General features: G+C 74.3%; 19 protein-coding genes. 7 read left to right on the top strand and 12 right to left on the bottom strand.

Features of this window, described 5'->3' with window-relative positions:
- Nucleotides 1-26: 26 nt before the first annotated feature.
- The 3 genes from O7546_RS03200 to O7546_RS03190 all read right to left on the bottom strand — a co-directional run bounded on the left by O7546_RS03200 (nucleotide 27) and on the right by O7546_RS03190 (nucleotide 4074).
- Nucleotides 27-320 carry a hypothetical protein gene (locus O7546_RS03200; protein ID WP_091418605.1) on the bottom strand — a complete coding sequence of 98 codons (294 nt, stop codon included), beginning with the start codon at nucleotides 318-320 and terminating at the stop codon, nucleotides 27-29.
- A gap of 149 nt (nucleotides 321-469) precedes the next feature.
- The gene (locus tag O7546_RS03195; protein ID WP_194798504.1) at nucleotides 470-2995 is read right to left on the bottom strand and encodes a bifunctional FO biosynthesis protein CofGH; all 2526 of its coding nucleotides are present in this window, start codon (nucleotides 2993-2995) and stop codon (nucleotides 470-472) included.
- A gap of 143 nt (nucleotides 2996-3138) precedes the next feature.
- Nucleotides 3139-4074, bottom strand: a complete 936-nt coding sequence (locus O7546_RS03190) for a hypothetical protein (protein WP_194798505.1) — start codon at nucleotides 4072-4074, stop codon at nucleotides 3139-3141.
- A gap of 99 nt (nucleotides 4075-4173) precedes the next feature.
- On the opposite strand from O7546_RS03190, the gene cofD reads away from it, so the two are divergent.
- Together cofD and O7546_RS03180 are read left to right on the top strand one after the other, a co-directional pair.
- Nucleotides 4174-5121 carry a 2-phospho-L-lactate transferase gene (cofD, locus tag O7546_RS03185; protein WP_194798506.1) on the top strand — a complete coding sequence of 316 codons (948 nt, stop codon included), beginning with the start codon at nucleotides 4174-4176 and terminating at the stop codon, nucleotides 5119-5121.
- Nucleotides 5118-6203: a coenzyme F420-0:L-glutamate ligase gene (locus O7546_RS03180; RefSeq protein ID WP_194798507.1), complete on the top strand. Its 1086-nt coding sequence runs from the start codon at nucleotides 5118-5120 to the stop codon at nucleotides 6201-6203. The genes cofD and O7546_RS03180 overlap by 4 nt, the downstream gene beginning before the upstream one ends.
- A 15-nt stretch (nucleotides 6204-6218) precedes the next feature.
- Here the strand turns inward: O7546_RS03180 and O7546_RS03175 are convergent, their stop codons facing one another.
- Both O7546_RS03175 and O7546_RS03170 read right to left on the bottom strand, forming a co-directional pair.
- On the bottom strand, nucleotides 6219-7208 hold the full coding sequence (locus O7546_RS03175; protein ID WP_194798508.1) for a winged helix-turn-helix domain-containing protein: 990 nt from the start codon (nucleotides 7206-7208) through the stop codon (nucleotides 6219-6221).
- A 242-nt stretch (nucleotides 7209-7450) separates the two neighbouring features.
- Nucleotides 7451-8494, bottom strand: coding sequence for a hypothetical protein (locus tag O7546_RS03170; protein WP_281600430.1), 1044 nt, complete (start codon nucleotides 8492-8494; stop codon nucleotides 7451-7453).
- Between the two features lie 39 nt (nucleotides 8495-8533).
- Here O7546_RS03170 and O7546_RS03165 point away from each other — a divergent pair, with 39 nt between their 5' ends.
- Nucleotides 8534-9103 (top strand): NUDIX domain-containing protein, encoded by a 570-nt coding sequence (locus tag O7546_RS03165; protein ID WP_194798510.1) that lies wholly within the window; start codon nucleotides 8534-8536, stop codon nucleotides 9101-9103.
- A 55-nt stretch (nucleotides 9104-9158) separates the two neighbouring features.
- Here O7546_RS03165 and O7546_RS03160 read toward each other — a convergent pair whose 3' ends face one another.
- The gene (locus tag O7546_RS03160; protein ID WP_194798511.1) at nucleotides 9159-10250 is read right to left on the bottom strand and encodes a sugar phosphate nucleotidyltransferase; all 1092 of its coding nucleotides are present in this window, start codon (nucleotides 10248-10250) and stop codon (nucleotides 9159-9161) included.
- Between the two features lie 64 nt (nucleotides 10251-10314).
- Nucleotides 10315-11460 (bottom strand): glycosyltransferase family 1 protein, encoded by a 1146-nt coding sequence (locus tag O7546_RS03155; protein ID WP_194798512.1) that lies wholly within the window; start codon nucleotides 11458-11460, stop codon nucleotides 10315-10317.
- 150 nt (nucleotides 11461-11610) lie between these two features.
- Between O7546_RS03155 and O7546_RS03150 the strand changes: the two genes are divergently transcribed.
- On the top strand, nucleotides 11611-12300 hold the full coding sequence (locus tag O7546_RS03150; protein WP_194798513.1) for a TIGR03089 family protein: 690 nt from the start codon (nucleotides 11611-11613) through the stop codon (nucleotides 12298-12300).
- Between the two features lie 90 nt (nucleotides 12301-12390).
- Here O7546_RS03150 and O7546_RS03145 read toward each other — a convergent pair whose 3' ends face one another.
- On the bottom strand, nucleotides 12391-14382 hold the full coding sequence (locus O7546_RS03145) for an acetoacetate--CoA ligase (RefSeq protein ID WP_281600429.1): 1992 nt from the start codon (nucleotides 14380-14382) through the stop codon (nucleotides 12391-12393).
- Between the two features lie 153 nt (nucleotides 14383-14535).
- Nucleotides 14536-15051, bottom strand: a complete 516-nt coding sequence (locus O7546_RS03140; protein ID WP_194798515.1) for an acyl-CoA thioesterase — start codon at nucleotides 15049-15051, stop codon at nucleotides 14536-14538.
- 23 nt (nucleotides 15052-15074) lie between these two features.
- Between O7546_RS03140 and O7546_RS03135 the strand changes: the two genes are divergently transcribed.
- Entirely contained in the window at nucleotides 15075-15728 is a 654-nt protein-coding gene (locus O7546_RS03135; protein WP_194798516.1) for a hypothetical protein, read from the top strand.
- A 53-nt stretch (nucleotides 15729-15781) separates the two neighbouring features.
- Here the strand turns inward: O7546_RS03135 and O7546_RS03130 are convergent, their stop codons facing one another.
- Entirely contained in the window at nucleotides 15782-16945 is a 1164-nt protein-coding gene (locus tag O7546_RS03130) for an acyl-CoA dehydrogenase family protein (RefSeq protein WP_128138570.1), read from the bottom strand.
- A 247-nt stretch (nucleotides 16946-17192) separates the two neighbouring features.
- Between O7546_RS03130 and O7546_RS03125 the strand changes: the two genes are divergently transcribed.
- Nucleotides 17193-18620: a UDP-glucose/GDP-mannose dehydrogenase family protein gene (locus tag O7546_RS03125; RefSeq protein ID WP_013284143.1), complete on the top strand. Its 1428-nt coding sequence runs from the start codon at nucleotides 17193-17195 to the stop codon at nucleotides 18618-18620.
- Between the two features lie 161 nt (nucleotides 18621-18781).
- Complete coding sequence (locus O7546_RS03120; protein WP_194798518.1) at nucleotides 18782-23695, top strand: permease; 4914 nt, start codon at nucleotides 18782-18784, stop codon at nucleotides 23693-23695.
- A 292-nt stretch (nucleotides 23696-23987) separates the two neighbouring features.
- Here the strand turns inward: O7546_RS03120 and purE are convergent, their stop codons facing one another.
- Both purE and O7546_RS03110 read right to left on the bottom strand, forming a co-directional pair.
- Nucleotides 23988-24479, bottom strand: coding sequence for a 5-(carboxyamino)imidazole ribonucleotide mutase (gene purE / locus O7546_RS03115; protein ID WP_194798519.1), 492 nt, complete (start codon nucleotides 24477-24479; stop codon nucleotides 23988-23990).
- Nucleotides 24479-25636, bottom strand: a complete 1158-nt coding sequence (locus O7546_RS03110) for a 5-(carboxyamino)imidazole ribonucleotide synthase (protein WP_194798520.1) — start codon at nucleotides 25634-25636, stop codon at nucleotides 24479-24481. The genes purE and O7546_RS03110 overlap by 1 nt, the downstream gene beginning before the upstream one ends.
- Nucleotides 25637-25668: the final 32 nt, after the last annotated feature.

The raw sequence follows: 25668 nt of genomic DNA, 5'->3' as shown, positions 1-25668 counted from the left end.
GGAGCCCGCGCCGGTGAAGAGTGGGATCAGCGCCGGCCGGCGGCGCGCACCAGGCGGTCGGCCAGGCCGCGGTCGCGCACCTCGACCCGGTTGGTGCCGACGAAGACGTCCATGACGCCGGCCGCGGCGTCGCGGAGGTGGACCACGATCGGCTCGTCGCGCCGGCTCGCCGTGGGAGCGTTCTGCGCGGCGGACAGGCCCGGCACGGTGAGGGCGGCGGCGCCCAGTGTCGCGCTCGCCGCGGCGGTGAGCGTCTGCCTGCGGGTCAACCGCGGCCAGGTCCGCCGTTTCGGCGCCTCGGTGGTCTCGTCAGTGCTCATCGGCAACCTTTCCGGACCGGCGCCGCAGCGCCGCAGCGGCCGGGCGCCCGGACACCGCCGGGCCCCGGTTCGGGGTCACCGGCGGCGGTCCTCGCCGAAACCGCCGCCGGCATCCACAGGTACGGGCCGCGGCGGGCAAAGGTTCGACCTCAGGCGCGGGCGTGACCGTACGCGGTCGTCCGCTTGCGGAACGGCCGCCCCGCGGCGGTCGCGATGGCGCGCAACTGCTCCTCGGTACGGGCCGACCCGTTGCCCGAGCCGGCCATCCGGGAGATCGTCTCCTCCATCAGCGTGCCGCCCAGGTCGTTGCAGCCGCCGCGCAGCATCTCCACGGTGCCTTCGTCGCCGAGCTTCACCCACGAGCACTGGATGTTGTCGATCCGGCCGTGCAGCAGCAGCCGGGCCATCGCGTGCACCGCCCGGTTCTCCCGCCAGGTCGGGCCCGGGCGGGCGATGCCGGCCAGGTAGATCGGCGCGTTCGTGTGCACGAACGGCAGCGCCACGAACTCGGTGAACCCGCCGGTCCGGTCCTGCACACCGGCCAGCACCCGGAAGTGGGCCAGCCACTGGCCCGGGTGGTCCACGTGGCCGTACATCATCGTGGAGCTGGACCGGATGCCCAGCTCGTGGGCCGTGCTCACCACCTCGACCCAGGCGGCGGCCGGCAGCTTGCCCTTGGTGAGCACCCAGCGCACGTCGTCGTCGAGGATCTCGGCGGCGGTGCCCGGGATGGTGTCCAGCCCGGCCTCGCGGAGCTGGAGCAACCACTCCCGCACCGGCACGCCGGCCTTCGCGGCGGCGGTGACGATCTCCATCGGGGAGAACGCGTGCACGTGCATGTCCGGCACCCGCGCCTTGATCGCGCGGACGATGTCGGCGTACCCGGTCACCGGCATCTTCGGGTCGATGCCGCCCTGGAGGCACACCTCGGTCGCGCCCGCGGTCCACGCCTCCTCGGCCCGGTCGGCGACCTGCTCCAGCGAGAGCCGGAACGCGTCGGCGTCGCTCTCCCGCTGGGCGAACGCACAGAACCGGCAGCCCACGTAGCAGACGTTCGTGAAATTGATGTTGCGGTTGACCACGTAGGTCACGTCGTCGCCGACCGCGTCCCGGCGCGCGTCGTCGGCCAGCCGGCACAGCTCGTCCAGCGCCGGGCCGTCCGCGCCGAACAGCGCCAGCGCCTTCGCCTCGTGCGCCGGCGTCAGCAGCGCCGCCGGGTCGTCGGCCGCCAGCCGCAGGCCCGCGCGCAGGTCGGCGTCCGCGCCGGCACCCAGGGGTACGCCGGCGCGCGCCTCCGGCGCCACCTTGCCGGCCACCTCGGCCCAGTCGCCGTACACGCTGTCGAAGTCGCCCCGCCGGTCGTCGGTACGGCCGGTGACGTCGATCGTGACGTGCAGGTCGGTGCGGCCGCCGTACACCTCCTCCGGCTCCTGCCAGGGCCGTCCCTCCGGGCGGGCCGCCTCGACCGCGAGCCCGGTGGCCGGGTCGGCGAGCGCGCTCACGTGCGGCAGCAGGCGCGGGTCCAGCCACGGCTCGCCCGCCCGGACGTACTCCGGGTAGACGGTCAGCCGCTCGCGCAGCGTGAACCCGGCACTCGCGGTACGCGCCGCCAGCTCGTCCAGGTGCGGCCAGGGCCGCTCCGGGTTGACGTGGTCGGGCGTGACCGGGGAGACGCCGCCCCAGTCGTCGATGCCGGCGCGCAGCAGCAGGTCGTACTCGCCCGCGATGAGGTTCGGCGGGGCCTGGATGCGGGCCTTCGGGCCGAGCAGCACCCGGGCCACCGCCACTGTGGCGGCCAGGTCGTGCAGCTCCGCGTCCGGCATGCCGCGCATCGCGGTGTCCGGCTTGGCGCGGAAGTTCTGCACGATCACCTCCTGGAGGTGGCCGTACTCCCGCATCGCCCGGCGGATCGCGAAGATCGCGTCGACCCGCTCGGCCCGGTCCTCGCCGATGCCGATCAGGATGCCGGTGGTGAAAGGCACCCCGACCCGGCCGGCGTCGTCGAGCACCCGCAGGCGTACCGCGGGTTCCTTGTCCGGCGAGCCGTAGTGCGGGCCGCCCGGCTCCGACCAGAGCCGGGTGGCTGTGGTCTCCAGCATCATGCCCATGCTCGGCGCCACCGGCTTGAGCCGCTGCAACTCCGACCAGGTGAGCACGCCCGGATTCAGGTGCGGCAGCAGGCCGGTCTCCTCCAGCACCGCCACCGCGCAGGCGCGCAGGTAGTCGAGCGTCGAGTCGTACCCCCGCTCGTCCAGCCACCGGCGGGCCGCCGGCCACCGCTCCTCCGGCCGGTCGCCGAGCGTGAACAGCGCCTCCTTGCAGCCCTGCGCGGCGCCCTCACGGGCGATCGCCAGCACCTCGTCGCGTTCCAGGTAGGCGGCGGGCAGCCGGTGCGGCACGGTGGCGAACGTGCAGTAGTGGCAGCGGTCCCGGCAGAGCCGGGTCAGCGGGATGAAGACCTTCTTCGAGTACGTGACAACGCCCGGCCGCCCGGCGTCGCGCAGCCCGGCGTCGCGGATGTCGCCGGCGGTCCGGAGCAGGTCGTCGAGCATCGGCCCGCGAGCGGCGAGCAAGGCGCTCGCCTCGCCGGCGTCGAGCGCCCGGCCGGTGGCGGCCCGCCCCAGTGCCCGCCGGATGCTCGCCTCGGTCGGTTGGGGGTCGCTGCGATCAACCATCCGCCCAGCCTAGGCGCTGCCGGACGGCCGGATGCCCGCCCCCGGTCGCGATCCGGGCAGCGGGACGAACCGGGTGGTCCCCCGCACAGCGACGGGCTCCGGTGGCGGCGGGCGACGATGCTCCGTCGCCCGCCGCCCGGACCTCAGCGGGGCTGGTTCGGGTCCTCGCGGTCGAACCGCTGGGTGCGCTCGTCGTCGGCGGCGGCCGACGGCGCGCCCGGCTCGGCGGACTGGCGCGGGATCGCCTGCGTCGGGTCGGCCGACGGCGGCTGGCCGAACGGCGGCGCGGACTGCGGCGAGCCGTACTGCGGCGCCTGTTGCGGACCGGCGTACGGGACGCCGGCCTGCGGGTCGGCGGACGGCGGGCCGGACTGCGGCGCGTGCGGCGGGGCGGTGTTGAACGGCGGCGCCGACTGCGGCTGGCCGTACGGACCGGGCTGCTGCGGCCAGCCGGGCGGCGGCGAGCCGGCCTGCGGGAAGCCCGGGCCGGGCTGCTGCGGGTAGCCGCCCGGACCGGGGTAGCCGCCGGGCTGACCCGGCTGCTGCGGCCAGCCGGGCTGGGCCTGGCCGTACACGCCCGGCTGCGGCTTGGGCTTCGGCACGTAGTAGAGCGTGCGCCAGATCTTGAACACCACGAACGCGGCGACCCCGAAGATCGCCAGCCACGCCACGCGGGTGAGCAGACCGAGGAAGGCGTCCAGCACCTCACCGTCGGCGAGCCGGCCGACCAGCCAGATCAGGAACGTCAGCGCGCCGAACACCACGGACACGGCGTACTCGACGAGCGCCACCTGCGTGATCAGCTTGGCCTTCGGTACGACCGGGAGGATCGCGGTGGCGATCAGGACGGCGAGCAGCGGCAGGACCGTCGACTCCAGGCCGACGAAGGTGAAATACGTGCTCCCGGCCCGGCCACTGGCCGTGCTGTAGTCGTCGATCGGCAGCAGGCGCACCAGGCCGACGAAGAGAAGCACGGCGTTGGCGCCGAGAAGGACGAGCGCTGCGAGCTCGCGCAACGGCTTGATCAACTGGCTGGCCTGCGCGGCGTCGCCGGACGCGGGCTCGGCGGGGCTGGTCACGGACTCCCCCAGGGGACGAAAGCGGACAGTTGCCGAAGTGAGCGTAGTCTCTCCGGCCACCGGACGATCGATGGCGGCGCGTGCGGAAGGATGGACGCCATGCGCATCGTGGTACTGACCGGCGGCATCGGGGGCGCCCGTTTCCTGCTCGGCGCGCGGGCGTACGCCCGCGAGGTGGGCGCCGAGGTGACCGCCGTGGTGAACGTCGGCGACGATCTGCTGCTGCACGGGCTGAAGGTCTGCCCCGACCTGGACAGCGTGCTCTACACGCTCGGCGGCGGCGCCGACCCGGAGCGCGGCTGGGGGCGGTCGGGCGAGACCTGGACGGTGAAGAACGAGCTGGCCGCGTACGGCGCGGAGCCGAGCTGGTTCGGCCTCGGCGACAAGGACGTCGCCACCCACCTGGTGCGCACCCAGATGATCAACGCCGGCTACCCGCTGTCCCAGGTGACCGAGGCGCTGGCGGCCCGCTGGCAACCGGGCGTACGGCTGCTGCCCGCCACCGACGACCGCCTGGAGACCCACGCCGTCGTCACCGACGAGCAGGGCCGGCGGGCGATCCACTTCCAGGAGTGGTGGGTTCGTCATCGCGCCGCCGTACCCACCGACCGGTTCGTCTTCGTCGGCGCCGACGCGGCGAAGCCCGCGCCGGGCGTGGTCGAGGCGATCGCCGCCGCGGACGTGGTGCTGATCGCGCCGAGCAACCCGGTGGTGAGCATCGCCCCGGTGCTGGCGGTGCCCGGTCTGCGCGACGCGGTGACCGGCGGACCGGCGCCGGTGATCGGGGTGTCGCCGATCATCGGCGGCGCGCCGGTACGCGGGATGGCCGACCGCTGTCTTGAGGTGCTCGGCGTGGAATGCAGCGCGGCCGGCGTGGGCGGCCTCTACGGCGCCCGATCGGCGGGCGGCCTGCTCGACGGCTGGCTGGTCGCGCCGGAGGACGAGGGCACCGTGGTGCCGGACGTGACCGTCCGCGCGGCGCCGCTGCGGATGACCGACGAGGCGGCGACCGCCGCGATGGTGCGCGCCGCGCTGGAGTTGATGTGAGGCTGGAGATCCTGCCGGTGCAGGGCATCGGCGACGTGACCGAGGGCGACGACTTGGCGGCGCTGATCACCGGTGCGGCGCCCTGGCTGCGCGACCACGACGTGCTCGTGGTCACCAGCAAGATCGTGTCGAAGGCGGAGGGGCGGCTGGTCGACGTGCCGGCCGACGGCCCGGAACGGCTCGCCGAGCGGGACCGCATCCTGGCCGGGGAGACCGCCCGGGTGGTGGCGACGCGCGGCGCGACCCGGATCGTGCAGACCCACCACGGGTTCGTGATGGCCTCCGCCGGCATCGACGCCTCGAACGTGGACAAGACCCGGCTGGTGCTGCTGCCCGTCGACCCGGACGCGTCCGCCCGGGCGCTGCGCGACGCGCTACGGGACAGGTACGGCCTCGACGTGGCGGTCATCGTCAGCGACACGATGGGCCGGCCGTGGCGCAACGGGCTCACCGACGTGGCGCTCGGGGTGGCCGGCATGCCGGCGATCCGCGACCACCGGGGCGAGGTCGACCCGTACGGCAACGAGCTGTTCGTCACCCAGATGGCGGTGGTCGACGAGCTGGCAGCGGCCGGTGAGCTGATCAAGGGCAAGTGCGACCAGGTGCCGGTCGCCGTGGTGCGGGGTTACCTCGCCGCGACCCGGGACGACGACGAGGGCGCCCGCACGCTGGTGCGCGACGCCTCGATGGACCTGTTCTCGCTCGGCACGGCCGAGGCGCGCGCCGCCGGTCTGCGGGCGGCGGCGACGCTCGCGGACCGGGTCGGCCCCGAGCCCGCCGACGCGGACGCGGTGCGGCGGGCGATCGAGGCGATGGCCGGCGTGGTCGCCCCGGGCACCGTCTTCACCCACGTCACCGACGACGAGGTACGCGACGGACTGGCCGCGACAGTGCCCGGCTGGCCCGCCTCGGCCACCGGCCTGCTGCTCGGCGCGGCGCCCACCCCGGTGGACCGGGCGGACCTGGTCCGGTTCGGCGCGGACCTGCAACGCCTGCGCGCCGCGCTGGCCGCGGAGGGGATCGACTCGACGTTGCTCCCGCCCCCGTCCGGCAGCGCCGCGAGCGCCACGCTGGCGCTCTGACTCCGGCGGGCGCGCTCAGGCGTCGAGGACGGCCCGGCCCAGCGGGGTGAGCGTGTGCAGGACGGTGTTGCGGTCACGCTGGCTGACCAGCAGGCCCGCGTTGCGCAGCACTGTGGTGTGCTGGCTGGCCGCGGCGGCGGAGATGCGCAGCCGGCGGGCCATCTCGCCGGTGGTGCAGCCCTCGTCGGCGGCCTGGAGCACCCGGGATCGGGTACGGCCGAGCAGGGCGGCGAGCGCCTCGCCCTGCGGTGACGCGGCGGCGCCGGACGCGGGCGTCAGGCCGGCGAGCCGGTCCACCGGGTAGACCAGCACCGGCGGCAGCGTCGGGTCGACCAGCGCCACCGGCGTACGCGAGCAGAAGAACGACGGCACGAGCAGCAGCCCCCGGCCGTCCAGGTGCAGTTCCCGGGTGTCCGGATAGTCGAGGACCTCCAGCACGCCCGAGACCCAGCGCATGTTCGGCCGCAGGCTGGCCAGCAGCCCTTCGGCGCCGCCGTCGAGCATGGCGCGCGCACGCCGGGCCCGGTCCGCCTCGACCGCCGCCTGCACCCGGGCCCAGTAGGGCGTGACCGCCAGCGACTGGTAGCGGGCCATGGCGTCGGTGAGGTGGTGCAGCGTCTCCGGTTCGCCGCGGGCGAGCGCGCTGGCCGACGACGGGAGCGCTGTCTCCCCGGCCAGCCGCGTCAGGTCGCGGCGCAGCATGTCCACAGGGGTGCCCCGGACCGCGTCCAGTCCGGCCTCGATGCCCTCCCGGCTGGCGGACGGGGTGAGGAAGTCGGGGAAGTAGCCGCGCGGCGGGTTGAGCGCGAGCAGGAGACGGTACTGCTCGGCGTCGGTATCGGTCCGCAGTCCGTGCGCCACGGTGCGCCGCCACGTGGTCATCATCGGGTCCCGGCTGCGCCCCTGGAGCAGGTGCAGGCTGAGGACCAGCTCCCAGAGCGGGTCCGCGGCCGGTGCGACCCGGGTCCGCAGGACGTCCTCGCCCGAGAAAATGATCTTCAACATGGATTGCTCCCGTGCGGACGGCGGGGGTGCCCGCCACACTTCGCACTGTACCCGCCGGTACTAATCTCCATCTTTAAGCGTCAGGTGAAAAACCTCGACGGTGGGCGGGCGGGTTCGGCAAACTCTCTGTTGCCTGCCGACGCCGGGGCGCAACGATGACCCGGACGCCGGCTGACGGGCGTGGCCGGGTGGCACCACGAGGGTCTGCGACATCAGTCGCAGGGGTGCCGCCCGGCCCTCGCTCATCCGATCCAGAGCGCCACCCGATGGTCCTCGTCGGTGACGTAATAGCAGCGTCCCGCCAGCTCGGCCAGCCCCTCCACGTGGTGGAACGGCGCCAGCTCCGCGACCACCTCCCCGGTCACCAGGGCGTCCCCGCCCGCGTCGTGCCGGAACCGCACGTGCCGGGAGGTCACCTCGCCGCCGTGCGGGTGGTCGTCCAGCAGCACCGAACCCTTGCCCAGCGCGTCGATCGACCCGGTCACCGCCGCGTAGCCGCCGTCGCCGGTCGGGGTGATCGCGCGGAAACCGGTGAGCGCACCGGGCGGCGTCACCCCGGTCAGCGCGTACGCCCCGAGCGCACGCAGGTCACCCGGCCGCTCCGGGTCGTCGAACATCTCCGGTACGCCGGCCAGCTCGACGTAGACCGGCTCCCCCTCGGCGGTCACCGGGAAACGCAGCCCGAGCAGCGCCGTACCGTCCGGGGTGAACGCCGCCGCCTCCACGTTGATCGGCAGGTCGTCGGCGGCGAGCCGGGTCACCCAGCTCTTGGCGCGGGCGGTGCCCCGGGCCAGCGTCTCCACGATGAACCGCTCCCGGACCCGGTCACCTGCCGGCAGCAGCGTCAGCGGGGCGGCGGCGAGCGCGTCGTTCACCGCCCGGTGCAGCCGGAAGCGGTTGCGCACCACGTGCACCGGCAGCGACCCGGCGACCGCGTCGTCCTCCCGGAACCGGGCCACGAACGCGCGCCGGGGCCGCAGCGGGCCGCGCTTGGACCCGAAGTGCGAGCCGAAGACGTACGCCCAGCCGTCGTGATGGGCCAGCGCCTCGCCGTCCTCGGTGCGGCCGTTCTCCGGGCCCGCGTCGGCGGCCACGTGGTGCGCCTCCCAGTGGCCGTCGTCGCGTTCCAGCAGCAGCGCCAGGCACTGCTCGACCGGCCCCTCGTCCAGCACGGTCCAGAAGCCGCGGCGCGCGCCGTGCGCCCGCAGCAGCGCGGCCGACCGCACCGGCAGGAGGTCGCTGGCCTCGTTGCCGGCCACCAGGAACTCGACGAGTCGCAGGGTCACCGCGCCAGGGTACGGAGGCGGCGCTCGTAGAGTGTCCGGATGCCCGACCTCACCTCGTACACCGAACTGCACGCCGACGCCGTCGCGACGCTGAGCCACTGGACGGCGACCAGCCACGCCGCCGGCGCCGCCCGGGACCGGACGCTGGCGCTGCTGGCCGACGGGCCGGTCGCGATGAGCCGGACGCACCGCGCCGGGCACGTCACGGCGAGCGCGCTGGTGCTCGACCCGGACGGCCGGGTGCTGCTCTGCCTGCACGGCAAGATCCGCAGGTGGATGCAGCTCGGCGGGCACTGCGAGCCCGGCGACCGGACGCTCGTGGCCGCAGCGCTGCGCGAGGCCACCGAGGAGTCCGGCATCACCGGCCTGACCGTCGAGCCGGAGCCGATCGACGTGGACATCCACGAGGTCACCTGCCAGGGCGGGTCGTTCCACTACGACGTCCGGTACGTCGCCCTGGCCCCCGCGGGCGCGGTCGAGCGGGTCAGCGCGGAGTCCGAGGCTCTCGGCTGGTTCTCGCCGGACCGGCTGCCCGAGCCGCTCGCCCACGCCACCGCCCAGCTCGTGCCGCCGGCGCTCGCGGTGCTAGCCCGCCACGCCGGCGGCTGAGCGGCGGTACCGCGCCGCGCCGCCGGACGCGTGCCCCCTCCGGCGGCCCGGCGGATCAGACCAGGCCCTCCTCGCCGCGTTCCTTCAGCTCGTCCACGATCTTCTTCACGTCCTGCGCACGGTCGCGCGGGCACACCAGCAGCGCGTCCGGGGTGTCCACGACGATCAGGTCGTGCACCCCGACGGTCGCCACCAGCCGGCCCGAGTGCGGCACCACCACGGTGCCCGTGGTGTCGTGCAGCAGCACGCCCGGCTTGGCGTCCCCGCCCAGCACCACGTTGCCGGCGCCGTCGGCGGGCAGCACCTCGCCGAGCGTGTGGAAGTCGCCCACGTCGTTCCAGCCGAAGTCGCCGGGCACCGTACCCACCCGGCCCGCAGTCGCCGCGCCCTCCATCACCGCGTAGTCGACCGAGATCTTCGGCAGCGTCGGCCAGATCCGGCCGAGCACGTCGTCCTGCTCCGGGGTGCCCCAGGCCGCCGCGATGGCGGTGATCCCGGCGTGCAGCTCCGGCTGCTGGCGGGCCAGCTCGGACAGGAAGACGTCCACCCGCCAGACGAACATGCTGGCGTTCCAGAGGTGCCGCCCGGAACGGACGTACACCTCGGCCACCTCGGCGGCCGGCTTCTCCTTGAACTCGCGTACCGGGCGCAGCGTGCCGTCACCCACCGGCTCACCGGTCTCCAGGTAGCCGTAGCCGGTCTCCGGACGCGTCGGGGTGATGCCCACAGTCATCAGCAGCCCCTGCTCCGCGCCCCGGATGGCCTGCCGTACCACCTCGGCCAGCCGGGCCGGGTCGCCGATCAGGTGGTCGGCGGCGAACGAGCCCATCACCGCGTCCGGGGTCCGGGTGGCGATCACCGCCGCGGCGAGCGCGATCGCGGCGCAGGAGTCGCGCGGCGACGGCTCGACCAGGATGTTCTCTTCCGGCAGGCCAGCCAGTTGCCGAGCCACCGCCGCGGCGTGCGCGGCACCGGTGACCACGAGCGTGCGCTCCGGAGTGGTCAGCGGCGACAACCGGTCGACAGTGGCCTGCAACAGCGAGGCGGCGGTGCCGGTCAGCGGGTGGAGGAATTTGGGATGGCCGGCACGGGACAACGGCCACAACCTCGTGCCGCTGCCACCCGCCGGGATGACGGCGTAGAACATCAGCACATCATGCCCGAAGCGGGCGAGCCGTCACGGTCGGTCGCCCGGGACCGGCAGCCGGCGCTCAGGACCGGGCCCGTCGCCACGCCGCGATGTGGACCTCGGCGCTGGACTCCCAGGTGAACTCCTTGGCCCTGTCGAAACCGGCCTTGGCCAGGGACAGCCGCCGCTGCTCGTCGTCCAGCAGGGCGGCCAGGTCGGTGGCGATCTGGTCCGGGTCCTCGCTGGTGTAGGCCACCGCGTCGCCGCCCACCTCGGGCAGGGACAGGCGCGGCGTGGTGAGCACCGGGGCGGCGCACGCCATCGCCTCCAGGATCGGCAGGCCGAAACCCTCGCCGTACGAGGGGTAGGCCGCCACCAGCGCGCCGCCGAGGAAGCCGGGCAGGTCGGCGTAGCGCAGGTAACCCGGGCGCAGCAGCCGCAGATGCGACGGGACCTCGGCCACCGCGCGGTCGATGTCGTCGTCGTGGCCCTGGCCACCGGCCACCACCAGCGCGGGCGGGTTCGGCCGGTCGGCCACCGCCCGGGCCCAGCCGCGGATCAGGTTGGGTACGTTCTTGCGCGGCTCCTTGGCCCCGAGGAACGCGATGTAGCTGCTGTCGCCGAGGCCCAGGCGGGCCCGGACACGTGCCTTCTCCTCGTCACCGGGCGCGTGGAACGCGTCCTGGTCGACGCCGTGGTAGGCGACGTCGATCCGGGTCGGGTCGGCGTCCAACAGCCGGATCAGCTCGTCGCGGGTCGCCTTGCTCGGCACGATCACCCGGCCGGCCCGGCGCAGCGACGTCTTGATCGCGCTGCGGAAGAACGTCCGGCGCGACTTGTCGTAGTGCTCCGGCTCGGTGAAGAAGGTCGCGTCGTGCACGGTGACAGTCACCGGGCAGCCGGCGCGCAGCGGGCAGGTGTAGAACGGCGAGTGCAGCACCTCGGCGCCGACCTGCTGGGCCAGCAGCGGCAGGCCGGTCTGCTCCCAGGCCAGCCGCGCCGGCCGGTGCGCGACCGCCGCCGGGGCGGGGATCACCTCCGCGCCGGGCAGCATCCGGGTGTAGCGCTCCAGGTCGGTGCGGAGGCTGACCACGGCCAGGTCGACGCTGGTGCCGCAGACCCGGCCCAGCGCGCCGAGCAGTCCGTCGACGTATCTACCGACGCCGCCACGGTCGGCGGGGACACTCGTGGCGTCGATGAGAACGCGGGGCGGGCGACCGGCGGTCACGGGGCGACTCCTCAGGTGGCGCAGTTGTGGGGAAGAACACTCTCGGCAAGCCTACGCCGGGCCCGGCGGAAGGCGCTGACCGCGACCCGACGGTACGCCGACTTGTCGTTGTCATCGAGTACGCACGCGGGGCGCGTATCGTTCGCGCCGATGGCCGACAACATTGCCCGGGTGTTCGCCGACGCGATCGCGACCGACCCCACCCGACCGCTGCTGACCTGGTACGACGACGCCACCGGCGAGCGCACCGAACTCTCCGGGGCGACGCTCGCGAACTGGGTGGCGAAGACAGCGAACCTGCTCACCGACGAGGTGGGCGCCGCGCCCGGCGACACGGCCGGGGTGCTGCTGCCGCCGCACTGGCAGACCGCCGCAGTGCTGCTCGGCTGCTGGTCGGCGAAGCTGACGGTGGCGGGCACGCCGGTTCCGGTGGAGGCGCTGTTCGTCGCAGTCGACCGGGTCGACGAGGCGGCCGGGTGGCCGGCCGGCGAGCGGTACGCGCTGGCGCTCGACCCGTTCGCGCTGCCAATGCGGCAGGTGCCGGCGGGCTGCACCGACTTCGTCTCCGCCGTACGCGGACACGGCGACCACTTCACGCCGCACCCGGCCGCCGGTGACGGGGACGCGGCACTGCTGGCCCGCGCGACGGCCCGCGCCACCGAGCTGGGCCTGGCCCAGGGCGACCGCCTCCTGGTCGACGTGAGCACCCACCCCGACCCGGTCGAGTGGCTGCTCACCCCGCTGATCGCGGGCGCGAGCGTGGTCGCATGCGCCCACCCCGACCCGACCCGCCTGCCTTCCCGTGCCGAAACCGAGAAGACCACCCACACCCTGCCCTGAGCCCGGCGCCCTCCCCTTCCCCGTTGATCTTGCGGTTTCGGCCCTCGGCGCGGGGCATTCACCCCTTTCGCCGGGGCGGAAAGTGCAAGATCAGCGCGGTGCGGCGGGGCTGTCGGTGGTGGCCCGGCGCTGGGCCAGGGCGGCGAACGCCGTCAGGGACTCGGGATTCGCCAGTGCGCCCTTGGCCGCCGCGCTGTCCACCGGGGTACCGGTCAGGATCTTCTTCACCGGCACCTCCAGCTTCTTCGCGCTCAGCGTGCGGGGCACGGCCCGGACCTGATGGATCTCGTCCGGCACGTGCCGCGGCGACAGCGCGGTACGCAGCTCCCGGCAGATCTTCTTCCGCATGTCGTCGTCGAGTTCCATGCCCTCGGCGAGCACCACGAACAGCAGCAGCTCACCGGCGCCGCCCTCGTCGTCCTCCAGGTGCACGACCACCGAGTCGACCACCTCGTCCAGCCCTTCGACCACCGAGTAGAACTCGGCGGTGCCCAGGCGTACGCCGCCCCGGTTGAGCGTGGCGTCGGACCGGCCGGTGATCACGCACCCGCCGCGCTCGTTCACCGTGATCCAGTCACCGTGCCGCCACACGCCGGGATAGACCTCGAAGTACGCCTCCCGGTAGCGGGCGCCGTCCGGGTCGTTCCAGAACCCGACCGGCATGCTCGGCATCGGCTCGGTGATCACCAGTTCGCCGAGCTGCCCGATCACCGCGCTGCCGTCGGCGGAGCGGGCCTCCACCTTCGCGCCGAGCGCCCGGCAGGCGATCTCCCCCGCGTACACCGGCAGCAGCGGCACGCCGCCGACGAACCCGGTGCACACGTCAGTGCCGCCGGACAGCGACTGGAGCTGGAGGCGGTCGCTCACGTTCTCGTACACCCAGGTGAAGCCCTCGGCCGGCAGCGGCGCGCCGGTCGAGCCGAGGCCGCGCACCGCGGACAGGTCGGCGACCTCGCGCGGCACCAGCCCGGCCTTGCGGCAGGCCAGCAGGAACGGCGCGGACGTGCCGAAGTACGTGGTGCCGGTGTCGGCGGCCAGCCGCCACAGCGCGCCCAGGTCGGGGTGGCCCGGGTTGCCGTCGAACAGCACGATCGCGGCGCCCACCGCCGGACCGGAGACCAGGAAGTTCCACATCATCCAGCCGGTCGTGGTGAACCACAGGAACCGGTCGGACGGGCCCAGGTCGTGGTGCAGCGCCAGCATCTTGAGGTGTTCCAGCAGGATGCCACCGTGGCCGTGCACGATCGGCTTGGGCAGGCCGGTGGTGCCGGAGGAGTAGAGCACGTAGAGCGGGTGGTCGAACGCCACCGGCGTGAACGTCAACGGCTCGTCCGTCGGCGCCGCCAGCTCCGCCCACGGCAGCGCGCCGTCGGGGGCCGGGCCGTCCGGATCGAGGTACGCGACGGCGACCGTGTGCCGCAGCGACGGCAGCGCGGCCCGGATCGCGGCCACCTCGGCGCGCCTGTCGACAGGCTTGTCGCCGTACCGGTAGCCGTCCACGGCGACCAGGACCGTCGGTTCGATCTGCTGCCAGCGGTCGGTGACGCTGCGGGTGCCGAACTCGGGCGCGCAGGAGGAGAAGATCGCGCCGAGGCTGGCGGTGGCGAGCAGCAGGACGTACGTCTCGGGGATGTTCGGCGCGTACGCGGCCACCCGGTCGCCCGGTCCCACGCCGAGGCGGCGCAGCCCGGCCGCCACCCGGCGGACCCGCTCGTGCAGCTCGGCGGCGGTGAGCGTCTCCGGCGCGCGGGTCTGACCGTGCGCGATCACCGCCGGGTCGTCGTCGCCCAGCCCCGGCATGCGCAGCACGTTCTCGGCGTAGTTGAGCGTCGCGCCGGGGAACCAGCGGGTGCCCGGCATGGCCCGGTCGGTGAGGGTGGCGGTCGGCGGGGTGTGCGCGACCACGTCGAACCAGTCCCAGATCGAGCGCCAGAACGCGTCCAGGTCGGTCACCGACCACTGCCACAGCGCGTCGTAGTCGGCGAACTCCAGCCCGCGGTGCTCGGCCAGCCAGCGCAGGTAGTCACCGATCCGGGACCGCTCCCGCACGTCCGCCGGCGGCGTCCACAGCACGTCAGCCACTGATCCACCCTCCCCTGGGCCCGCCACGACGGTGTGCCGGAGCCGTGGCGCCATCTTGCCCTACCTCGTGCCGCCATTGTCCGCGCCGGGTGGGCCGTACGGGGCGTGCGCCGCCCACACCCCACACCCCGGACCGGTGTGGGCGGGCACCGGTCAGCCGGCGCGGTGGGCCTGGATCGCGCGGCGCCGGGCCAGCCGGTGCGCGCGCCGGATCTCGGCCTCCCGGAAACGGCGCTCGTCCTCCGGCGTCTCGGGCAGCACCGGGCGGACCGGGCGGGGCGCCCCGCCCACGTCGACGCCCACGAACACCAGGTACGCGGTGGCGACCGGCAGCGGCTCGTCCTCGGCCGAGTCCCAGCGCTCGGCGACCACCTTCACCCCGACCTCCATCGAGGTCTGGCCGGTCCAGTTGATCTGCGCGTGGGCGTGCACGAGATCGCCCACCCGGACCGGCTCGGAGAAGACGATCTCGTCGATGGAGGCGGTCACCGCGGTGCCGCCGCTGTGCCTCGCCGCCGCCGCACCGGCAACGTCGTCCACGAATTTCATCAGTACCCCACCGTGCACGGTCCCGTACAGATTGACATCGACCGCGGTCATGATGCGACTGAGCGTGACGCGGGAGTACGAGGTCGGCTTACCCGGCGGGACCGCGGGATGATCTGTCATGCCGAAAACGGTACGGTGCGCGGATGCGACATCTCTGGAGCTTCCTCGCCGGGTTGGCGGTGGCGCCCGTCACCTGGGTGCTCGTCACGCTCGGTCAGGACGGATCTGAGCGGACCGTCGACCGCTGGGTGGAGATCGGGACGTACAGCACGCCGAACCTGATCGAGCCGGCCGTCTATCTGGGCGTCGCCGGCATCCTGCTCGGCCTGCTCGGCACGTTGCGCTTCTCGCCGTTCGGCCCGCTGGCGGCGGGCCTGCTGCTCGCGGTTCCGTACCTCGGGCTGTTCGTCGCGCCGTTCAGTGTGCGGGACCGGGTGCCGGACGACCTGAGGCTGCTCGGTGACCCGCTGCCGCTGCGCGACCCGCTCGACAACGGCACGCTGTTCCTCATCGGCGCGCTGCTGCTGATGGCCGTGTTCAGCACGAGCCGCTGGCGGCGTCCCGCCACACCCGCGACGGCCGAGGCGGAGCTGACCCCGGCCGTCGCACCGGTGGAGCACAAGCCGACGCTCACCGACTGGCCGCCGGCGCCGGCAAAGGACCCGGACACGCCGCCGCTGACGCTGGCGTACCCCGAGTCCCCCACCGAACCGCTGCCCCGCCGCACCGGCGGCGAGTCGCCGTGGTCCGCGCCCCCGCGCGGAGCGGGCCGGCCGGAGGGCACCGAGAGCCGTTGAACGAGTGCGGGCGGGCCGGTACGTGACCGGTCCGCCCGCCCGAACGTCGCTCGTCAGCCCTTGAGCAGCTGACGCGCCATGACGATGCGCTGCACCTGGTTGGTGCCCTCGTAGATCTGGGTGATCTTGGCGTCCCGCATCATCCGCTCGACCGGGTAGTCGCGGGTGTAGCCGTAGCCGCCGAGCAGCTGGACCGCGTCGGTGGTGATCTCCATGGCGGCGTCGGACGCGAAGCACTTGGCGGCCGCGCCGAAGTAGGTCAGGTCCGCGTCGCCGCGCTCGGACTTGCCGGCGGCGGCGTACGTGAGCTGCCGCGCCGCCTCCAGCTTCATGCCCATGTCGGCGAGCATGAACTGGATGCCCTGGAAGTCGGCCACCGGCTTGCCGAACTGCTTGCGCTCCTGGACGTAGCCCTTGGCGTAGTCCAGCGCGCCCTGGGCGATGCCGACCGCCTGCGCGGCGATGGTGACCCGGGTGTGGTCGAGCGTCTTCATCGCGGTGGCGAAGCCGGTGCCCTCGGCGCCGATCATGCGGTCGGCCGGGATCCGGACGTTGTCGAAGTAGACCTCGCGGGTGGGCGAGCCCTTGATGCCGAGCTTCTTCTCCGGGGCACCGAAGCTGACGCCCGGGTCGGACTTCTCCACCACGAACGCGGAGATGCCCTTCGACCGGGCTGTGGGATCGGTCACGGCGAACACGGTGTAGTACTCGGACACGCCCGCGTTGGTGATCCACCGCTTCACGCCGTTGAGCACCCAGTGGTCTCCGTCACGCACCGCCTTCGTCGTCATCGAGGCGGCGTCGCTGCCCGCCTCGGGCTCGGAGAGGCAGTAGGAGAACATGCCCTCCCCGGCCGCGACCGGGGTGAGGTACTTGCGCTTCAGCTCCTCGGAGCCGGCCAGCAGCAGCGGCATGGTGCCCAGCTTGTTCACCGCCGGAATCAGCGAGGACGACGCGCAGGCCCGGGCCACCTCCTCGATCACGATGGCCGTGGCCAGCGCATCCGCACCGGCGCCGCCGTACTCGACCGGGATGTGCGGGGCGTGGAAGTCGGCGGCGCGCAGGGCCTCGTACGACGCCTTGGGGAACTCACCTGTCTCATCCGCCTCGGCGGCGTGCGGAGCCACCTTGGCCGCACAGACCTCACGGACCGCCTCCCGGATCGCCTCGTGCTCCTCCGGCAACCGGTAGACGTCGAACGACTGCTCTGCGGCCATGTCGGCCCTCCCCTTTCACCGCTATCATGCGCAGTCTGTGCCGCCCGGGGGCCGACGACTGCCGCAAACTGAAGGATAGCCACCGGCCCCGGCCGAACCTTACCGGCGGGTAGGCTCGCGCCCGAGCCTCGCCCGCCCGACCCCATTACCCTCACAGCAGACATCCAGTTCCCTCGGTGCCCGGCCTCGGCGCCCCAGCAGAATGCGACGCGTGGAAGCGCCGCCAGTGCGAGCGGAGAAGACAGGCGTGACGATTCCGTACCCGAACACCCAGCCGATGCCCGCCATCGCCGCGGTGACCCCGCCGTCCGGCGCCGCCCGCCCGCGGGTGACGTTCCTCGGCACCGGCTACCTCGGTGCGACCTACGCCATCTGCTATGCGGAGCTGGGCTACGAGGTGCTCGGCTTCGACGTGGACGCCGACAAGATCGCCAAACTGAACGCCGGCGAGGTGCCGATCCACGAGCCGGGCCTCGACGAGCTGCTGCGGCGCAACCTCGCCGCCGGCCGGCTGCGGTTCAGCACCGACATCCAGGAGACCGCCGACTTCGGCGACGTCCACTTCATCTGCGTCGGCACCCCGCAACGGGCCGACGGGATGGGCGCCGACCTGTCGTACGTCGAGGCGTCGGTGACCAGCCTCGCCCAGCACCTGACCCGCAAGGCGCTGATCGTCGGCAAGTCCACCGTGCCGGTGGGCACCGCCGAATGGGTGGAGCAGCTCGTCGGCAAGCACACCCCGGCCGACCTCGGCGTCGAGGTGGCGTGGAGCCCCGAGTTCCTCCAGGAGGGCTTCGCCGTCGACGACGTGCTGCGTCCGAACCGGATCGTGGTCGGGGTCAAGAGCGAGTGGGCAAACGGCATGCTGTTCGCCGCCCACAAGGGCGTCTTCGACCTGGCCGCCACCGAGGACCGCGAGGTGCCGCTGGTGGTCACCGACTTCGCGACCGCCGAGCTGGTCAAGGTCGCCGCGAACGCGTTCCTCGCCACCAAGATCTCCTTCATCAACGCGATGGCCGAGGTCTGCGAGGCGGCCGGCGGCGACGTCACCCAGCTCGCCCGCTCGATCGGCTACGACCCGCGCATCGGCAACCGGTTCCTCCAGGCCGGGCTCGGCTTCGGCGGCGCCTGCCTGCCCAAGGACATCCGCGCCTTCCAGGCCCGCGCGCAGGAACTGGGCGCCGGTGAGGCCCTGCGCTTCCTGCACGAGGTCGACCTGATCAACCAGCGCCGCCGCAGCCGCGTCGTGCAGCTCGCCGCCGAGCTGCTCGGCCGCCGCTCCGGGCCGGCCGGCCCGGACCTGTCCGGCACGCGGGTCGCGGTGCTCGGCGCCACGTTCAAACCCAACACCGACGACGTACGCGACGCGCCGGCGCTCGCGGTCGCCTCGCTGCTCGGCAAGGCCGGCGCCGACGTGCACGTGTTCGATCCGCAGGGGGTCGAGAACGCGCGCCGGGCGGTGCCCGAGCTGACGTACGAGGAGACGATGAACGACGCCGTCCGCGGCGCCGACCTGGTCTGCGTGCTCACCGAGTGGGCCGAGTTCCGCAACGCCGACCCGGTGGCCCTGGGCGAGCTGGCGAACGGCCGCAAGGTGGTCGACGGGCGCAACTGCCTCGACTCCACACTGTGGACTCAGGCCGGCTGGGAGTACCGCGGCATGGGCCGCCCCTGATCCGCTGAGCGCGCGGACCGGCCGCCGGGGATCGTCTCCCGGCGGCCGGTCCGTTTTTGTTGTCCGGAACGCGGCGGCAACTGTCGAAATCCCGGCCCACTCAAGGCATGCTGCCTCTGGGAGGTCCACAGTGCGGGGGCACGGGCGGACGGGAGACTGTCGTGGAGAGCTTCAGGTGCGCCTCGTGCGGGCAGGACATCAAGCCCGCCGTCGTCTGCCCGCACTGCGGCGCGCACCAGCCGCAGTGGGCCGAGCACCTGGCCGACATCGAGCGCTCGATCGCCGAGATGAAGGCCCGCGACGCCGAGATCGCCCGGGAACAGCGGCAGATCGCCGCCAAGATGCAGGCCGCACTCTTCCAGCGGGACATCCTGGCGCACGCCGGTGAGGAACGGATCCGGCAGGCCACCCGGCCGCGCCGGGTCCTGCGCCGCCGGCCCGGCCGCCGCCCGCCCACCGCGGCCACCGGCGCGCCGCCCCGGGTGCCCCGCCAGGGCACCCCGCCGCCCGGCCCGCCGGAGGACCTGCCCCCGTCGCCGCCGCGCGGCCGCCCGCGCTGGCTCGACGCGGACGACCCGGAGCACCCGCCCGAGGCGTCCTCGCGCGAGGTGCAGAACATCCCGCTCGGGCTGGGCGCGCTCCTGCTCGGCGTCGCCGCGGTGGTCTTCGCCGCGGTCGCCACCAGCTCGATGGACGCGCTGGCCCGCCTCGGCGTGCTGCTGGTGGCGACGGCGCTGATGTTGCTCGCCCCGCCGGTGCTGGCCCGGCGCGGGCTCACCTCCACCGCCGAGACCATCGCCGCGGTCGGGTTGCTGCTGGTGCCGCTGGCCGGGTACGCGCTGTGGGCCGTCGACCGGATCGGCGGCGACGGATCAGGTGCCGCGTTCGCCGGGACGATCTTCCTGGTCACCACGCTCGTCGCTCTCGGGTACGCGTACGGGACGGGTCTGCGCGCGCCACGCTTCGCCACGGTGCTGGCCGCCCAGCCGGTGCTGCCGCTGCTCGCGTACGAGCGGATCACCGGGCCGGTCGGCTGGGCGCTGGTGCTCACCGTGGTGGCGGTGCTCGACCTGGCGCTGGCCCGCTCAGCGGTGGTACGCGAGCGGCCGGTCCGGCAGGACCTGCCGGTCACCGAGCCGGCACCGCCGGTCCCGCCCCGGCAGCGCGCCGACGACGTCCGGCCCGAGTCGGCGCCGGAGGAGTCCGCCGAGGTGCTGGGCGGTGAGACGCCGCCGGGTCCGGCCGCCACCGCCACCGCCCGGCCGGTGCCCTGGCTGCCCGAGCTGACCTGGCTGCTGCACGGCGTGGCGGTCGCGTTCGCGCTGGCGTACGCGGTCACCGGCCTCCTGCGCGCCGCCACGGTGCCGCCGGCCGCCGCCGCGGGCGCGACGTTGCTCCTCGCCGCCCTGGTCGCGCTGGCCGGGACGCTCGTCCTGCGTCGGCCGCCGCTGCCGGACGTGGGCGCCGGCATCCTCACGCTGGCGGTCATCGGCGCGCTCGGCCGGGTCGCCTCGGTGGCCCTGCCCGGCCGGTCCCTGCTGCTCATCTCCGCCGTCATCGCGCTGACCGGGCTCGCCGTCCGGGCCGTACCGGAGACGGCCCGGCGTGGGCCGCAGATCGCCTCCGCGGTGGCGCTCACGGTCAGCGGCCTGGTGGTCGCCGGTGGCGCGCTGCGCGCCGGGCTGGCCCCGGTCCGGGCCGCCCTGCCGGCCTGGTCGGCGGATCTGAGCGGATGGCACGCCGAGCTGGCCCGGGCGGTCGGCCCGACCGGCTGGCAGCTCGCGGCCAGCGCGTTGCTGCTCACGATCGCCGCCGTGATCGCGCTGCCGGCCGAGATCCGGCGCGAGTTCGCTGTGGTCGGCGCGGCTCTCACCGCCCTCGCCGTACCCGCGTCGCTCGGTCTGGGCTGGGCGGCGGCCTGCTGGCCGATGCTGCTCACAGCAGTAGCGGTCGGCGTGCTCGGGCTGACCGCGCGTACCGAACGGTCCGCTGTGGCGCACGCGGTGACGGCGGCCGGGCTGGGCCTGATCGGCGCGGGCGCTTCGCTCGCCCGCCCGGCGCTCACCGCCGCCGCGCTGACGGTGCTGTTCCTGGCCGGGGCGCTGGTGTCCCTCGCCCCGCGGGTCCGGCTCGCCGCCGCCGCGACGGAGACGGTCTGCTCCTGGGCCGCCGGTGGCGCGGCGTTCGCCCTGCCCGGTGCCGTCGCCGCGTTCGTGGCGGCCACGGTGCCGACGCCGCCGGTCGCCACACCGGCGAACCTGCGCGAGATCACCGTGCCGATCCTCGCGGCGAGCTTCCTCGCCGTCTGCGTCACGCTCGGCTATGCCGCCCTGGTGCAGGTGGCGCAGCGGCACCTGAGCATGCCGCACGCGCTCGGTACGGTGCTCGGCGCGGTGGCGGTCGCCGCCGCCGCGTTCGGTGCGCCTGGTGCGACCTCGGCCGACGCCTGGGTGGGCAGCCTGCTCCTGGTCGCCGCCGCGCTGCTGGCGCTCGCCCCGCGCATCGACGCCGGGCGCCGCGCGGACATGTCCCTCGACGGGTCCGACCTGGCGCTCGCCGCCACCACAGTGGCGCTCGTCGCCACGCTGGCCCGGATCGCCGCGGTGCTCGCCCCCGGCGGTCAGCTCGTGGTGGCCTCCGCGCTGGTACTGCTGGTGGCGGTGGCCGCCCGGGCACTACCCGAGGAGTGGCGGCGCGGCCCGATCCTCGGCATCGCCGCCGGTGGCACGCTGATCGGCCTGATCGCCGCCTGGAGCGCGTTGCGCGGCGGGCTCGGCGTGCTGGCCACGCCCGGCCCGATCTGGGCCGGTGACCTGACCGGCTGGCCGGCCGCACCGACCGGCGGATCGACCTGGCAGGCCCCGGTGGCGCTGGCGCTGCTGGGGGTGACCGCGGCGATCCTGCTGCCGCCGCCGTGGAAGTACGACGTCTCCGGGCTGGCCGCCGTGCTCGCCACTGTGGGCGCCCCGGCCGCGTTCGACCTGCCCTGGTGGTCCCCGGTGCTGGTCGGCTGCATGGTGGCCACCGTCTACGGCATGGCGGCCGCCGCGTCGGCCGATCCCCGGGCCGCACTGTCCCGGGCCACTGTGGCCGGGGTGGTGGCGCTGCACGCCGCCGGGGCCGGGCTGGTGCGGCCGTGGACCACCGCGCTGGCGCTGGGCAGCATCGCGCTGATCGGCGCCACGGTGGCCGCCGTGGCCCGGACGGTCGCGCCGTCGCTCGTCGACGACGTTCGCACCGAGGGCATGCCGCCGCACCTGGTGCAGGTGGGCGGCGCGGGTGCCGGAGCCGCACTGCTCGCGCTGCCGGGCGCGGTGGCCGCGCTGGCAGTCGAGTACGGCCGCCCACCACAGGTGGTGCTCACCGCCGCGCTCGCCGCCGCCAGCATCGGTCTGGCCGCGATCGCGGCGGTACGACGGCAGGTGCCGCAATATCTCCCGTACGCCAGCGTCGCGGTGGTCGGCGCGGCCACCGTGACCGCCGCCGCGGCGCTCGCGGTCGGCCTGCCGGCGGGCGTGTTCGCCGCCGCCGCCGCGTTGCTCGGTGTGCTCGCCGAGCTGATCCGGGCGGCCACCGTCCCGCCCGCCGGTTCGGGCCGGCCGGTACGCCGCTGGACCGTGCTGCTCAACGGGGCGCTACGGCGCGCCCCGGACGATCCCGAGCTGCGCTGGCGGGTCAGCCCGGCCGCCGGTGCGCTCGCCGCCGCGGCGCTGCCCACCGCGCTGGCCCTGGCCACCCTCGCGCCCTCGCTCGTGGTGGCCTTGTTCTCGCCGTTCGCGGTGCTGCGCCGGGTGTGGCAGGGGCCGCCGCCGGAGCTGCTGACCCCGCCGCCGGATGCGGTCGACCCCACGCACGTGCTCACCGCGCTGCTTCTGACGGTGACCGCGGCGCTCGCCGCCACCGGCTTCAGCGGCGGCCGGCGGTCCCGGGCGGTGCCGGTGATCCTGCCCGGGGCGGCGATCACGCTGCTGATCACGCCGGTGGCGCTCGGCAAGGGCTGGCCGGTGACCGCGCTGGCCGCGCTGGCGGTGTTCACCATCTCGATGCTCGGGCTGGCGCTCACCCCGCCGCCGGCGATCGCCGAGCCGGGCCGGTCGATCCGGGTGGCCCGGGTGCTGGTCTTCGCGCTCGGGCTGGCCGCCGGTGGCGCCGGGCTGGCCGGCAGCCTCGCCACGAGCGACCTGACCGTGTTCACGCTCGGCGGGGCGGTCGGCGTGGGCGCCGTCGCCGCATTGTTCGGCACCACCCAGCGGGCGCGCATCCTGGGCTGGTTGTTCGGCTCGGTGATGGCGCAGCTGTTCGTACTCACGATCGGCCTCAAGTCCGGGCTGGCTGCTGTCTGGTCCGCGTTCGGGGTGCTCGCTGTCGGCGCGGCGTTGCAGGTGTTCGCCGCCACGCTGCCCCGGCTGCGCCGTCCCGAGGCGTACCGGGAGGCGGCCACCGTCGAGTGGAGCGGCTACGGGGCGGCGCTCATCGCGCTGGCGCTGGCGTACGACTCGCCCCGGCACATCGCCGCGCTGCTCGCCGCCTGGGGTGCGGTCCTCGGGGTGGCGGCGAGCCGTCCGGGACGCCGCCCGATGGAACGCAATCTGCTGTTCTGGGCGGTGGTGGCCTGCGAGATCAGCGCCTGGTGGATCCTGATGCGGGTGGCCGACGTGGCGCTGCCGGAGGCGTACACGCTGCCGTTCGCCGCGCTCGCCCTGCTGGTCGGCGTCCTGCAACTGCGGCACCGACCCGACCTGTCGAGCTGGGTGGCGTACGGGCCGGCGCTGGTCACCGCGTTCCTGCCCACGCTGGCGATCGTGATCGCGACCGAATCCAGCATGCTGCGCCAGGTGCTGCTGCTGCTCGGCGCCGTCGCGGTGCTGATCTTCGGCTCGACCAGCCGGCAGCAGGCGCCGGTGATCGTCGGGGCGACGGTGACCGCGATCGCGGCCGTGCACGCGTTGTTCAGCCTGGGCCCGTGGCTGGTGCTGATCCCGGTCGGCATCGTCCTGCTGGCGCTGGGCGCGAGCAACGAGCGGCGTCGCCGCGCCCAGGAGCGCCTGCAGACCGCCCTGCGCGGGATGCGGTGAGCCGGTCCCGGCCGGCCTGACCCGTCGCGGAACAGGTCACGCTCCGTGTCGACGAGCTGCGGCGGGGATGCCGGCCCTCTGCCGCCTTTGCTCTGCACCCACGGAGGCGACAGTCACCAGCCGTGACGACGGCTGCAGCCGAGCCGTTTGGCGGCGCGAGGTCGGAGCGCAGGTCAGGGCCATGCTGCGCCGATGGCTGCAGAGCAAAGTCGGCGGAGGGCACAGACACCCGTCGACCCGGCCGGTCACGCTGAGCGACCGGGCGCCTGTGGAACAGAGAGTGACGAGACGGTCAGATCAGGGAGGCGCGCAGTGCGGCGTCCTTCTCCGCGACCAGGTCCTCCAGGCTCGCCTGGTAGGCGGCCATCCTGTCGCGCAGCACCGGATCCGAGGCGCCCAGGATGCGTACCGCGAGCAGGCCGGCGTTGCGGGCGTTGCCGATCGACACGGTGGCGACCGGCACGCCGGCCGGCATCTGCACGATCGACAGCAGCGAGTCCATGCCGTCGAGGTACTTCAACGGCACCGGGACGCCGATCACCGGCAGCGGGGTGACCGAGGCGACCATGCCGGGCAGGTGAGCCGCCCCGCCCGCGCCCGCGATGATCACCTGCACGCCACGGTCGGCGGCGGCCCGGCCGTACTCGATCATCTTGACCGGGGTGCGGTGCGCCGAGACCACACCCACCTCGTACGGCACGCCGAACTCGTCGAGCGCCTCGGCGGCGGCCTTCATGACCGGCCAGTCCGAGTCGCTGCCCATGATCAGCCCGACGGTGCTCATCAGTGCCCCTCCTGGAGCCAGCGGGCGGCGCGCGCGGCCCGGGCCCGTACGTCTTCAAGGTCGTTGCCGAGCACCGTGACGTGCCCGATCTTGCGGCCCGGGCGGACCTGCTTGCCGTACAGGTGGACCTTGGCCCCGGGCTCGGCGGCGAACAGGTGGTGCAGCCGCTCGTCGATGGAGATGCCGCCCGGCTCGCCGCCGAGCACGTTCGCCATCACCACGACCGGCGCGGTCAGCGACGTGTCCCCCATCGGGTAGTCGAGCACCGCCCGCAGGTGCTGCTCGAACTGCGAGGTCCGGGCCCCCTCGATGGTCCAGTGCCCGGAGTTGTGCGGCCGCATCGCCAGCTCGTTGACGACCAGCCCGGACGGCGTGTCGAACAGTTCCACCGCGAGCAGGCCGACCACGCCGAGCGCCGTCGCCAGGTCGATGGCGAGCTGTTGCGCGGCCACGGCCTGCTCCTCCGGCAGGTCGGGCGCGGGCGCCAGCACCTCGACGCAGATGCCGTCGCGCTGCACCGTCTCCACCACCGGGTACGCGGCGACCTGCCCGAACGGCGAACGCGCGACCTGCACGGCCAGTTCCCGGCGCAGCGCCACCCGCTCCTCGACCAGCAGCGGGGTTCCACCGGCGAGCAGCGTGGCGGCCAGCTCACCGGCCTGACCGGCGTCGTCGACCATCCAGACGCCGCGCCCGTCGTAGCCGCCACGGGCGGCCTTGAGCACCACCGGCCAGCCGGTCTCCTCGCCGAAGGCGATCAGGTCGGCCGGGGACTCGACCGGACGCCAGGCCGGGTTCGGCGCGCCCAGCTCACCGAGCCGTTCCCGCATCACCCGCTTGTCCTGCGCGTGCACCAGCGCCTCGGCCGGCGGGAACAGCTTCACGCCCTCGTCGGTCAGGGCGCGGATGTGCTCGTTGGGGACGTGCTCGTGGTCGAAGGTGACCACGTCGCAGCCCTTGGCGAACGTCCGCAGCGCGGCCAGGTCGGTGTGGTCGCCGTACTGGACGTCGGCGGCGACCAGCGCGGCACCGTCGTCCGGGGCGAGCGCCAGCACGCGCAGCGACTGGCCGAGAGCGATGGCGGCCTGGTGGGTCATCCGGGCCAGCTGGCCGCCACCCACCATGCCCACGACGGGGAGACCGGTACGGGAGTCCATAGCGCCGCCAGCCTATAAGGGCCGGTGCCGGG

The sequence above is a fragment of the Micromonospora sp. WMMA1976 genome (assembly GCF_027497335.1).
In the GTDB taxonomy this organism is placed as follows: Bacteria; Actinomycetota; Actinomycetes; order Mycobacteriales; family Micromonosporaceae; genus Micromonospora; species Micromonospora aurantiaca.
The sequence above is the reverse complement of the archived record's forward strand: the minus strand, read 5'-3'. Positions and strand labels throughout refer to the sequence as shown.